At 69.1% G+C, this 12,854-nt stretch carries 9 protein-coding genes; 2 read left to right on the top strand and 7 right to left on the bottom strand.

Translation table 11 applies throughout. The features are described from left to right. Nucleotides 1–13 precede the first annotated feature (13 nt). Nucleotides 14–631: a hypothetical protein gene (locus tag G154_RS05995; protein ID WP_019514583.1), complete on the bottom strand. Its 618-nt coding sequence runs from the start codon at nt 629–631 to the stop codon at nt 14–16. Between the two features lie 53 nt (nt 632–684). Here G154_RS05995 and G154_RS05990 point away from each other — a divergent pair, with 53 nt between their 5' ends. Next, nucleotides 685–1,275: a TetR/AcrR family transcriptional regulator gene (locus tag G154_RS05990; RefSeq protein WP_023986029.1), complete on the top strand. Its 591-nt coding sequence runs from the start codon at nt 685–687 to the stop codon at nt 1,273–1,275. Between the two features lie 6 nt (nt 1,276–1,281). Here the strand turns inward: G154_RS05990 and G154_RS05985 are convergent, their stop codons facing one another. The 4 genes from G154_RS05985 to G154_RS27360 form a co-directional block, all read right to left on the bottom strand. Next, the gene (locus tag G154_RS05985) at nt 1,282–2,007 is read right to left on the bottom strand and encodes a sirohydrochlorin chelatase (RefSeq protein ID WP_019514585.1); all 726 of its coding nucleotides are present in this window, start codon (nt 2,005–2,007) and stop codon (nt 1,282–1,284) included. Beyond that, nucleotides 2,004–2,711 carry a phosphoadenylyl-sulfate reductase gene (locus G154_RS05980; RefSeq protein WP_019514586.1) on the bottom strand — a complete coding sequence of 236 codons (708 nt, stop codon included), beginning with the start codon at nt 2,709–2,711 and terminating at the stop codon, nt 2,004–2,006. Before G154_RS05980 ends, G154_RS05985 begins: the two co-directional genes overlap by 4 nt. A 6-nt stretch (nt 2,712–2,717) precedes the next feature. Beyond that, complete coding sequence (locus G154_RS05975; protein WP_019514587.1) at nt 2,718–4,400, bottom strand: nitrite/sulfite reductase; 1,683 nt, start codon at nt 4,398–4,400, stop codon at nt 2,718–2,720. Between the two features lie 124 nt (nt 4,401–4,524). After that, nucleotides 4,525–4,629 carry an Ms4527A family Cys-rich leader peptide gene (locus G154_RS27360; protein ID WP_353618507.1) on the bottom strand — a complete coding sequence of 35 codons (105 nt, stop codon included), beginning with the start codon at nt 4,627–4,629 and terminating at the stop codon, nt 4,525–4,527. An 83-nt stretch (nt 4,630–4,712) separates the two neighbouring features. Between G154_RS27360 and hemW the strand changes: the two genes are divergently transcribed. Next, on the top strand, nt 4,713–5,861 hold the full coding sequence (gene hemW / locus G154_RS05970) for a radical SAM family heme chaperone HemW (RefSeq protein ID WP_019514588.1): 1,149 nt from the start codon (nt 4,713–4,715) through the stop codon (nt 5,859–5,861). On the opposite strand, the gene G154_RS05965 is transcribed toward hemW, so the two are convergent. Both G154_RS05965 and G154_RS05960 read right to left on the bottom strand, forming a co-directional pair. Further along, entirely contained in the window at nt 5,862–11,027 is a 5,166-nt protein-coding gene (locus G154_RS05965; protein ID WP_019514589.1) for a type I polyketide synthase, read from the bottom strand. A gap of 130 nt (nt 11,028–11,157) precedes the next feature. Beyond that, nucleotides 11,158–12,816 carry a (2,3-dihydroxybenzoyl)adenylate synthase gene (locus G154_RS05960; RefSeq protein ID WP_019514590.1) on the bottom strand — a complete coding sequence of 553 codons (1,659 nt, stop codon included), beginning with the start codon at nt 12,814–12,816 and terminating at the stop codon, nt 11,158–11,160. Between the last annotated feature and the right edge of the window lie 38 nt (nt 12,817–12,854).

Below are 12,854 nucleotides of genomic sequence, written 5' to 3'. Positions count from 1 at the left end.
ATGTCTGCCGAATTCAGCTCCGGTGTCGTTCACGCTGTTGTCTGCGTCTGCGTAGTTCCAGGCGGGCGAGCCCGAAGGCGATGAGGACCGGGACGACGAACTTCATTACGTCGATGACGCCGCCGAGCCAGTCCGGGAAAGACCAATCCGGAAGCTGCACATTGGGCCAGGGGATGGCCGGGAGGTGCTGCCAGGGAACGTTGTTGACGAACCAGGAGACGACGGGACCGACAGCCAACGCCACGGCGAGCGTCGCGATCGCCAGGGTGATGCGGTAGCCCGTGTAGGCGCGGGGGTGGGCCGCGATGAACGCGTCGCGACGGTCGGCGCGTGAGCCGGCCTCGGCGGTGAAGTCCCGGCCGCCCAGGCCCACCGCGGCCGAGGGGTCATTGCGCGGGTGCCAGGACACCCGGCGGGCCGGACCGAACGAGCCGAACCTCAGTCGGACCGATCCTGCGATACCGGTATCGGTTGCGGGGGTGAGGGTGATCCGGCCGGCGGCGCTCCGGCGCTCGGCGACTGTCGTGCCGTCGATGGACCAGGTTGCCCGCCGCCCGAGGCTCGCGGGTTCGACCTCGACGACATGTCGGTGTCCGTCGGCGTGGAGATACCAGCGTTCCGGTGTCGGCATGGCATCAGATTATCGGAGTGGGTACTCTATTAATAGTGCTCAGGAGGTGTCCGATGGCCCGCAGGGTCGACCCCGTCAAACACGCGGCCCGCCGCGCGCACATCATGGATGCCGCGATGACCTGTTTCGCCACCACCGGTGTGGCCGCAACGACCACCGCCGCGATCTGTGCGGAGGCGGGCGTCGGATCCGGGACGTTCTTCCACTACTTCCCGACGAAAACCGATGTGCTGCTGGCGATTCTGGCGATGGGTACCGAACAGACCCGGGAATGGTTCGCGGTCCGCGACGCTCGCGCTGATGCCCGCGCGGTGGTGCTGGACTGGGTTCGGCACACCGCGGATACCGCCGCGGACGCGCGGGTCCCCGGCTTCATCCGCGCGGTCGGTGCGGTGATGGCCGAACCTGCCGTCGCCGAGGCGCTGGCGGCCGACGACCTGGCCCAACACACGGGCCTGCACGGCTGGGTGCGCCGAGCACAGCAACGGGGCCGCATGCGTTGCGATCTGCCGGCGCCGGAACTGACCACCTGGGTCATGGTGCTGTTGGACGGCTTCCTGTGCAGGCTCGCCGCAGACCCCGCGTTCCTCGCCGATGTCGAACGCGACAGGCTTGTCGACGCGGTGACCCGGCTGATCGATTAGGTGCGGCTATGCGGCTATTGGCAGTGCGATGGCTGCGTCGAACCGGTCCAGCACGGTCTCGGCGACCAGGCGGTGTGCACCCAGCGGAGCGGACATCGAAATGCCCTGTGAAGCAGCGAATTCCGCCACTCGATCGGTGATCTTCCCGGGCGCCAGGAACCACGGGGCGATGAGGATGCGCTGCGCGCCGCGCAGTCGCAACACGCGGACGGCATCGGGCAGCGAACGCTGTGATCCGGTCGCGAAGGCGGTCGTCACCCCGGCCCACTTGCTGTTGAGTGCGACGGAGGCGGCCACCGTTGCGGTGCGCGCGTTCGCGTCCTGTCGCGACGAACCCACCGCGGTCACGATCACGCCGACATCGCTATCGTGCACGGACACACCGGCTTCGGCGATCCGCCTACCCAACACCGCCAACAGTTGGTCGTCCTCGCCGAGGGTGTCGGCCTGCCGCGCTGCGGTACCGCTCTCGGCGATCATGGCCGGGATGTCCACCCGAGCGTGATAGGCGCTGGCCAACAGCAGCGGCGTCACCACCGCACGATCGCCGACCGCGCGCAACACATCGGCCAAGCCGGGAGCGTTCTGCTCGCAGAAAGCGGGCACGACCTCCAGCCCGGGACGGAGCCGCCGGATCGTCTCGGCGACCGCGTGCGTGTTGGCGGCCGAGCGCGGGTCGGCGCTACCGTGCGCGGTCAGCACGAGAACCGGTGCGGGCACCGACGCGGTCATGACGCGTGCAGACCGCACTCGGTCTTGGACTGGCCCGCCCACCGCCCGCTGCGCGGATCGGCACCCTCGACGGGCTTGCTCGTGCACGGCGCGCAGCCGATGGAGGGATAACCCTCGTACACCAGCGGGTTGACCAGGATGCCGTTGGCGTCGATATAGGCCTGCATGTCCTCGTCGGTCCAGGCGGCGATGGGATTGATCTTCACCAACCCGAACGCGGCATCCCAGCTGATCAGCGGGGCATTGGCCCGGGTGGGCGCCTCGACCCGGCGGATACCGGTCACCCAGGCCGAGTAACCGCTCAGCGCCTTGCCCAACGGTTCGACCTTGCGCATCCGGCAGCACGCTCCCGCGTCACGGGCGAAAAGATCCTTGCCGAACAACTCGTCCTGACGGGCCACCGAGTTCTCCGGGGACACATTCACCACGCGCACGTCGTATACGGCCTCCACGGCATCACGGGTGCCGATGGTCTCCACGAAGTGGTAGCCGGTGTCCAGGAACAGCACGTCCACGCCGGGTCTGACCTTCGCGGCCATCTCCACCAGCACCGCGTCCTGCATGTTCGACGCGACGATGTAACCGTTGCCGAAGTTCTCATCGGTCCAGCGCAGCAACTCCTCGGCGCCGGCACCGGCCAGCTCGGCCGCGCCGCGCTCGGCCAACTCCTGCAGTTCGGTGTCCGAACGTGTCACCGCTGTCATGTCACATCACCTCAAGTCTGCTTCGTCGGCGCGCACCGCCCACTGAGCGAAACGCTCATCGGGCTCGCGTTGTTTCACGAAGTTGCGAACGACCCGCTCGATGTAGTCGCCGAGCTCGGTGGCCAGCACCTTGTGCTGGCGCAGCTTGCGGCCGAAGGCGCTGTCCAGGCCCAGGCTGCCGCCCAGGTGCACCTGGAATCCCTCCTCGGGGCCGTTGCCCTCGTCGACCATCTGGCCCTTGAAGCCGATATCGGCGATCTGGATGCGGGCGCACGAGTTCGGGCACCCGTTGATGTTGATGGTCACCGGCACATCGAGCTGGGCATTGAGGTCCTCAAGACGCTTCTCCAGCTCGGGCACCAGGGTCTGGGACCGGCTGCGGGTCTCGGCGAAGCTGAGCTTGCAGAATTCGATACCGGTGCAGGCCATCAGGTTGCGTCGCCAATGCGACGGGCTCGACGGCAGGCCCAGGGCGTCCAGGCCATCCCTGAGCTCGGCCAGGTTCTCGTCGGGGACGTTGAGGATGATCAGCTTCTGATACGGCGTGAAGCGGACCCGGTCCGAACCCGCGGCCTCGGCCAGATCGGCGACCTTGGTCAGGATGGTGCCGGTGACGCGCCCGGCGATGGGGGACACCCCGACGGCGTTCAGACCGTTCTTGAGCTTGGTCACACCGACATGGTCGATGGGCCGGGTCACCGGCGTCGGCGCCGGTCCGTCGATCAGCGGGCGCTTGAGGTACTCGGTCTCCAGCACTTCCCTGAATTTTTCGACGCCCCAGTCCTTGATCAGGAACTTCAGCCGCGCCTTGGCGCGCAGCCTGCGGTATCCGTAATCCCGGAAGGTCGAGACGACGGCTTCCCAGACATCGGGCACCTCGTCCAGGGGCACCCACACCCCGACGCGTTTGGCGAGCATCGGGTTGGTGGACAGTCCGCCGCCGACCCACAGGTCGAAGCCGGGCCCGTGCTCGGGATGCACGACCCCGACGAACGCGACGTCGTTGATCTCGTGCACGACATCCTGCAGGCCCGAGATCGCGGTCTTGAACTTGCGCGGGAGGTTGGAGTACTCGGGCTTGCCGATATAGCGCTTGACGATCTCGTTGACCGCGGGTGTTCCGTCGATCACCTCGTCGGGGTGCTGGCCGGCCAGCGGCGAACCCAGCACGACGCGCGGGCAGTCACCGCAGGCCTCGGTGGTCTGCAGCCCCACCTCGTCGAGACGGCGCCAGATCTCGGGCATATCGCGCACGTCGATCCAGTGGTACTGGACGTTCTGCCGGTCGGAGAGGTCGGCGGTGTCGCGCGCGAACTCGGTGGAGATGCCACCGAGGGTGCGCAGCGCGGCCAGGCTCAGGTCACCGGCATCGCTGCGCACGCGCAGCATGAAGTACTCGTCTTCGAGCATGTCGGTGTTCTCGTCACCGGTCCAGGTGCCGTCGAAACCGGGCTTGCGCTGGGTGTAGAGGCCCCACCAGCGGAAACGGCCGCGCAGGTCGCCCTTGTCGATCGACTCGAACCCGTTCGGGGCATAGATGCTCTCGATGCGCTGACGCACGTTGAGCGGGTTGTCGTCCTTCTTGGCCTGCTCGTTGGCGTTCAGCGGCTCGCGGTAGCCGAGGGCCCACTGGCCCTCGCCGCGGGGCCGCTTCACGGGCTTGGGTGTGTTGGAGACCGTTTCGGTCATGTTGTCGAGGCTCCTTGTCGTGGAGCGGCTCACCGATCGCGCGAAATCGCCGGGGGCTGGCCGGCGGCGCAGATCCGGCGGCCGGCTCATGGGTTGGGCAGGCTGATTCCGATATCGACGCGGGTCAGGGCAGACAACAACAGCTACAGATGCGCTTCAGGTCGACATGCCGCCGGACCACCAGCGCAATGCGGGTGGTGCTGTCAACGGCGGCGGTCACGTGCGACATTCTGCCACGACGGCCGCAGACACCCTAACCGGGCCAGATTTGGACTCGGGGTGAGCAAAACGGGTTCTGGGACAATTCCGGGTATGAGCAGCCCCCAGCCGGACACCGCCGGACCCTTCGGCATCTATGTCCACGTGCCGTTCTGCGCCACGCGCTGCGGGTACTGCGATTTCAACACCTACACCCCGGCCGAGCTCGGGGATGCCACGCCGGACGGCTGGCTGGCCGCCGTGCAGGTCGAACTGGAACTCGCCGCCCGACGCGTCGGAGCGCGGCCGGTCGACACCGTCTTCGTCGGTGGTGGCACACCGACGCTGCTCGGCGGGGACGGGCTCGCGGCCGTGCTTGCCGCCGTCCGGACGAACTTCACCCTCGCGCCGGGGGCCGAGGTGACCACCGAGGCGAATCCGGAGTCCAGCTCACCGGCGCTGTTCGCCCGACTGCGCGAGGCCGGTTACACCAGGGTGTCGCTGGGCATGCAATCCGCGGCGACGCATGTGCTCAAGGTGCTCGACCGGGTGCACTCGGCCGGGCGTGCGCCGGCGGCCGCCCGCGAGGCGCGCGCCGAGGGTTTCGAGCACGTCAACCTCGACCTGATCTACGGCACGCCGGGGGAGAGCGACGACGATCTGAAGCTGTCGGTGGAGACGGCGTTGGACGCCGGGATCGACCACCTGTCGGCGTACGCGCTGATCGTCGAGGACGGCACGGCGCTGGCGCGGCGGGTGCGCCGCGGCGAGTTGCCCGCCCCGGACGACGATGTGCTGGCCGACCGCTACGAACTGCTCGACGCCGCCCTGTCGGCGGCGGGGTTGTACTGGTACGAGGTGTCCAACTGGAGCACCCCCGGCGGGGAGTGCCGGCACAATCTCGGTTATTGGGACGGCGGGCACTGGTGGGGGGCCGGCCCCGGCGCGCACGGATTCCTCGGATCAACCCGATGGTGGAACGTCAAGCACCCCAAGGCATATGCGCAGGCACTGGCCGACGGCCGGTTGCCGGTCGCCGATTCCGAGGAACTCGATGACACCGCACGGCACATCGAGGACGTGATGCTGAGGCTGCGATTGCGCAGCGGGGTGCCGCGATCGGTGCTCGCCGATGCGGAGTCACTGCGTGCCGGGGTCGCCGTGGCCGACGGGCTACTGGAGGACACCGGTGACCGGTTGGTCCTCACCGACCGTGGCAGATTGCTGGCCGACGCGGTGATCCGCGATGTGCTCGCCGACTGATCAGGGGCAGGCGCCGATCTGCGCGTCGATTTCTTCGCGGATCTCCTGATCGGTCGAATCCTCCTGCCCGGAAAGCAGTTCCACGATCCGTGCGGTGACGGCCGCGGCGGTGGGATGCTCCCACAACAGGGTGGGCGGCAGCGTGAGGCCGGTCGCACGTTCCAACTGTTTGCGCAACGCCACGGTCATGATCGAATCGACCCCGATCTCGGCCAGCGGCAAGCGTGGATCCACGGCATCCTCGGAAAGGCCGAGTTCGGCGGCCACTGTGGCGGTGACCAGCTCGGCAACCCACACCGGGATGGGGACCCCGTCACGGCCGGGCCGGACCGCCACCGCACCGGTGTCCTCGGCGTCGACAGGGGCGATATCGGCCAGCATCGGCACCGAGGCGGCATCGGCGTCGACCGGGAGGACCACCACATGCGGCTGGTCGGCGCGCATCGCGAGATCCAGTGCGCGCATGGCATCGTCAGGGCCGACGACACCCATGCCGAGCGCCCGCAGTTGCGCGGAAACGAAGTCCGACGCCGAGCCCATGCCCAGTCCGCGCCACGCGGTCCAGGCCACCGCGGTGGTGCGGTCACCCAGGCTGCGACGGTGCTGGGCGAAGGCATCCAGAAAAGCGTTGGCGCAGGCGTACGCCCCCTGGCCCGGGAAACCGGCCAGGTACCCGCAGGACGAGAACAGCACTAACCAGTCCAGCTCACCCGGTGCGAACACCTCGTGCAGGGTCAACGTGCCGTCGACCTTGGGCCGCATGGCGGCGGCGAAATCCTCGGCCGTGGTGGTTGCCAGCAGGGCACCGGCCTCCACGCCGGCCGCATGCACGACCCCGCGCACCGGTGGCAGATCGCGCAGCACAGCGCGTAACTCGTCGGCGGCACCGGGCGCGGCGACGTCGACCGCGGCCACTCGCACCGACACCCCGCGCTCCTCCAGAGCCACGATGGTGCGGGCAGGTTCGGTGCCGGTATCCCATGCCGCGCGATCGGCGATCCCACGCCGCGACAGCAGCACGATGCGCCGGGCGCCCAGATCGGCCAACCGGGTCGCCACCCGGGCGCCCAGCGCGCCGGTGCCACCGGTCACCAGATAGCTGCCCGCCGGTGAACAGCTCAGCGGCAGGCCACGATTGGGCTCGGCGCGTGTCAGCCGTGCCGTCAGCGCGATATCGTCGCGGACGACCACCACGCCGTTGCCTGCCAGTTCGGCCAGGGCACCGAGCGGCAGGCTGTCGTCGGCCACGTCGATGACCCCGCCCCACAGTCCGGGGTGTTCGGCCGCGGCGATCCGGGAGAACCCCCACAGCGGTGCACCGCCGATATCGCTGCCCTCGTAGACGCCTCGGGTCAGCGCCCACAGCCGTGCCGCGGTGCCCCGCTCCAACAGCGTGGTCAGCGTGCGGTGTACGGCGGTGACGGCGTCCAGCGGCGCGTCGCCGGCCCGCGGCAACACCAGCACCACCGCACCGGGGGTCAGCGTCGCCGGAATCTCCTCGGGTGTCGTGCAGAGCCGGTGCACCACGTCGGCGGCCGCCAGATCGCGCATACACCAGGCCAGCGTCGGCGCATCGCCGCCGACCAGGATCACCTGCGGCGGGCGGTCGCCGGTCTGCCATGGTGTGGGATGCCAGGCCAGCTGCTGCATCATCCGGGTGACATCGTTGCCGCCCGGGTTCTCCAGTTCGTCGAAGTACATGCCGGTGATGGCGCCGAGCACCGTGCCGGTCTCATCGGCGATGCTGACGTCGGCCGTGGTGCCGCCGACGCGCCGGATGTGCAGCACTGCGGTACCGATCGGGCCGGCGCGCAACGCAACCCGATCGATACGGGCGGGCATCCGCAGGCGCAGTGGGGCGTCGAAGATGATCGAGGCCGCCGAGGTGGCGGCGTCCAGCAGGCCGGCCCAGGTGGCGGGCGTGCGGCCATCGGGCTCGGCGCGCACGACGGCCAGGAACTCGTGGTCCCGCTCACTGCCGCGGCGCAATTCGGTGACCTCCCAACCGAAACCCATCGCCGCGACACCGAGACCGGCAAGTGTGTCCACCACGTGACCGGCGGGCAGCGGCTCGGTACACCGGGCGCGCACCGCGGCCAGATCGAGATCACCGGGTAGCGGTGCCGCATCGGCGATGCCCGCGGTGCAGTGGGTCAGCCATCCGTCGGCGGTCTCCTCACCGTCGGTCCGGATGCTCGATGCCAGCGTCAGCGTCCCGTCCTGGCGGACCACCTGGATGTTTCGGGTCCGCCCGGGCGCCACCGGTGTGCGTAACCGGACGTCGACGATATCGCCCGCGGCGGTGCCTGATTCGCCGCCCGCGGCGGTGAGCAGCGTGTTCAGCAGCACCGCGGCCGGGACGATCTCGGTGCCCCGCACGGGATGATCACCAGGGTAGGGGCGGGTGGACATGTCCAGCTGGGTCTGCCACACGGTGGCGGGCACACCCGCGGACACCTCGAGGCGTCCGCCCAGCAGGGTGTTGGTGTCACGATCGTGAACCCCGCCGCCATTGGGCGGCGTCGCCGGGGTCCGCCAGAAACGCCGGTGCTGCCATTGGTTTCCGGGTAGGCCGGGTGCCCAGCGCGAATGGCCGGGCGCCAGCGCCACGGGTGCGCCATGACAGTGCAGTGCGGCGATCGCCGTGGTCACCGACCGCACCTCGGGCATGTTGCGCCGGTGCAGCGGAAGAACCCCGTACTCGTCGATGCCATTGTGGGTCAGCGTGTCCACGATCGAGTGCGAGACCACTGGATGCGCGGCGACCTCCAGGAACAGTCGGTGCCCGTCCTCGGCGGCGGCGGTGACGGCCTCGGCGAAGCGGACCCGTCCGCGCAGATTGGCCACCCAGTAGTCCGATCCGCGCCGGGCCGTCGACCTCGGATCGGCCAACGCCGTCGTGTACAACGGCACCACCGGGTCCTGCGGATCCAACTGTGCTGTGAGCCTGCCCAATTCGGTGGTGAGCCCATCCATGGCCGGGCTGTGGAATGCCACATCGGTGTTCACCGTCCGCATCACGATGCCCAGCGCGGACCACTGTTCGACCACCCTGTGCACCGCGTCGGCGGTGCCGGAGATGACGGTGGATTCGGGGGCCGCACTGATGGCGGCGACCACGCCGGGATGGTCGTGCAACCGGAACTCGGCGTCGGCGAAGGACACCGCGGCCAATGCCATCGCACCGTGACCCTGCACGGTGCGGAACCCGCGGGCCCGGTAACAGGCGACCTTGGCGCCGCTGACCAGATCGAACACCCCGGAGATGACGCAGGCCGCCACCTCGCCGACGGAATGCCCGATGACGGCGGCAGGCGCCGCGCCGCGTGACCGCAGCACCGCGGCAAGACCGACCTGCATGGCGAAGGTCAGCGCCTGGACCTGGTCGGTGCCGCCGTGCTCGCCGGAGGCCAGGGCCTCGCGCGCGGAGAATCCGAGTTCGGCGGCGAACACCGGTTCGATCTGGTCGATGATCGCGGCGAAAGCCGGCTCCTCGCGCAGCAACTCAGCACCCATGCCGGCCCAGTGCGAGCCGTGCCCGGAGCACACCCACACTGCTCCGCGCTCGGCACCCGGTACCACCGATCCCGTTGCCACCGAGCTGTGCCTGCCGCCGGCGGCCAATGCGTCCAGTCCCAGCACCGCCTCTCTGTGGTCCTCGGCGATGATCGCCGCACGCACCGGCTCGGGGGAGCGGCGATTCCACAGGGTGCCCGCGATATCGGTCACCGCGTCGTGACTGGAACGCAGATGGTCGGCCAGTGCTCCGGCATTGGCCGACAGGCGTTTCGCCGACCGCCCCGAGACAGGGATGACTTGCAGTGCAGGAGTTTCCCATTCCGGTCCGGGGGCGCTCGGCGGTGCCTCCTCCAGCAGCACGTGGGCGATGGTGCCGCCGTAGCCGTAACTGCAGACCGCGGCTCGGCGCGGGGTCTCGGTGTGTGGCCACGGCTCGGCATCGGTGTTGACCCGCAGGCCGTTGGTGTTCCAGTCGACCGCGGTGGTCGGGGTGCGCACACCGGCGGTAGGGGGAATCACCCTGTGCTGCAATGCCAGTGCCGCCTTGACCAATCCCACCACACCTGCGCCACCCTCGAGGTGTCCGGTGTTGGGTTTGACCGATCCCACCAGACACGGTGCGCCGGCGGGGCGGCCGTGGCCGTACACCCGCGACAACGCGGTCAGCTCCACCGGGTCGCCGGTCGGCGTGCCCGTGCCGTGGGCCTCCACATAGTCGATGGTTGCCGGGTCGATGCCCGCGGTGCGGCAGGTGCGGCGGAACATGTCCTCCTGGGCAACGCCATTGGGAGACATGATGCCGACGGTCTTGCCGTCTTGGGCCACGGCGCCGCCGCGTATCACCGCGATCACCCGGTCGTTATCCCGGCGCGCGTCGGCGAGCCGTTTGAGCACCACGACCGCAGCGCCCTCACCGCGGCCGTACCCGTCGGCGGAGTCGTCGAACGATTTGCACCGGCCGTCGGGAGCGGTGGCCCCGGCCACGTCGAGCACCCTGGTCAAACCGGGGCCGATCAGTGCGCTGACACCGCCCGCGAGAGCCAACGAGGTCTCACCCGCGCGCAGCAGCTGACAGCCCTGGTGCACCGCCACCAAGGACGCCGCGCAGGCCGCGTCGAGCGCCACGCTGGGGCCCCGCAGGTCGAGCAGATGCGATACCCGGTTGGCGATGCCGCACAGGGCGGTGCCGATACCGGTCCAGGCCTCGATGCCGGGCAGATCCTCCATGACGAGCTTGCCGTAGTCATCGGAGTTGACGCCCATCAGCACCGCGGTATCGCTGCCGGCCAGCGCACGCGGCGGGACACCGGCATCCTCCAGGGCCTCCCAGCTGACCTCGAGGGCCAACCGCTGCTGCGGGTCCATCAGTTCGGCCTCGCGCGGTGACACACCGAAGAACTCGGCGTCGAAACCGGCGAGGTCGGACAGGAAGCTGCCGCTGTGCGTGGTGGACTTCAGGATGGCGGCATTGCGCGGATCGCGGCGCAGGTACGGTTCCCAGCGTTCGGCCGGGACCTCGCCGACCGCGTCGGCCCCGTCGAGCAGGAACCGCCAGAACTGGCCGGGTGTGTTGACATCGCCGGCCAGCCGGCACCCGATCCCGATGATGGCGACCGGCTCCGGGGCGGGTTGCTGGTCAAGCGTCACGGCTGTAGATCCTTCACCTGGTGTGCGTTTGGACCGATCGTGGCACGCATCGCGGCCCCGCGGCGGGCTACCCTGTGTGCCGCTCGGCACATCACCCTTCGGAACCTCAAGTGCGCCAGTATATTGCCGGTCACGAGGCGCTCAATTGCGCGATGATCTGCTTCTTGTCCACTTTGCCGACCGCAGTCTTGGGCAGCGTCGGCAACGCGGCAAGCATGTCCGGCTTGGTGTGGGCAGACACCCCGCGGGAATCCAGAAAGCTGTTCAGTTCGGTCAGAGTGATGGGCGCTCCGGAGAAAACCACAGCGGCGCAGATCTTTTCACCGAGGTACTCGTCGGGCATCGCCACCGCGGCCGCGGCGTAGATCCCGGGATGGGCGAACAGGTGCTCTTCCAGATCGGATGCGGAGACCGTCTCACCGCCACGGTGGATGACATCCTTGATGCGGCCGGTCACCTCGACGTAACCGGCCTTCGGTCCGTCGGTGAAGATGCGGACCCGGTCCCCGGAGCGGTAGAACCCGTCGGGACTGAACGAGCGTGCGTTGGCCTCCTCGGCGCGGTAGTAGCCGTTGATGGTGTACGGACCGCGCACCAATAGCTCGCCCTCCGCACCGGGCGCGACATCGACACCGAACTCGTCCACGACGCGCATCTCGTCATGCGGCGACATGGGCCGGCCCTGGGTGTGCAGCAGCACCTCGACCGGGTCACCGGGCCTGGTGAAGTTCAGCATGCCCTCGGCCATACCGAAGATCTGGCTCAGTCCGGGTGTCAGGTTGTCCAGGATGAACTTCGCCTCCTCGGCCGTCATCCGCGAACCGCCGACCTGGACGACCCGCAGCGAGGTGGGCAGCACCGGTTCCCAGTCGCAGGCCTGCGCCCACACCTTGGCCAGCGCGTTGACCAGCCCGGTGACGGTGACCCCGTGCTCGTCGATCAGGGCGAAGGCGTTCTCCGGGCTGGGATCGGTGGTGAAGACGGTGAGCGCGCCCACCGTCATCGCGCCGAGGAGGCCCGGGCAGGCGAGCGGGAAGTTGTGCCCGGCGGGCAGCGCGACCAGATAGGTGTCCGCACTGGTCATGCCGTAGGCCTGCGCCGAGGCGATGGCGGTGTAGACGTAATCGTCGTGGGTCCGCGCGATCAGCTTCGGTAGCCCGGTGGTGCCGCCGGAGACCAGCAGCAGGGCGGGCCCGGCCGGGTCGACCTCCACCCGGGGTGCGGTGGTCGGCGCCGGGCCGGGCTCGGTCAGGGTGTCGAAGGCCAGGTACCGGCCGGGTTCCCCGTCGACGATCACGTGCGCAAGCGCGGGATGCTCGGTCTGCAATGCAGCGGCCATCTCGCGGAAGTCGAAACCGCCTGCGGTATCCGGGATTATCAGTCCGACCGCACCGCTGACCTCGGCGAAGTGCCCCAGTTCGGCCGCGCGGTGGCCGGACAGGCACATGACCGGTACGACACCGGCGCGCAGCAGGCCGAACAGCGCGACCGCGAACCGGGTGGTGTTGAGCAGCTGCAGCAGCACCCGGTCACCGGGTTGCAGTCCCAGCTCGAGCAGCCGGGCCGCCACCACATCGGCGAGGGTGTCCAGTTCGGCGAAGGTGTAGCTGCGCTGCGCATCGACGACCGCTCGGGCGGCCGGCCAACGGGTGGCGGCGTTGGCCAGGATGGAATCCAGGCGCGAGCCGGTCCAGTAGCCGGCGTCCCGATAAACGGCGGCGCGATCGGCCGGAAACGCCACGAAGCCATCGGTGAGATCGTCGCGTTCCTTGGGAAAAACCGTGCTCATGCTGGATAAACCCTGCCTCTGGGTAGGTGCGATGCCGA

The sequence above is a fragment of the Mycobacterium sp. VKM Ac-1816D genome (genome assembly GCF_000416385.1).
GTDB classification, from domain to species: Bacteria; Actinomycetota; Actinomycetes; order Mycobacteriales; family Mycobacteriaceae; genus Mycobacterium; species Mycobacterium neoaurum_A.
This window is presented reverse-complemented; position numbering and strand designations above follow the sequence as displayed.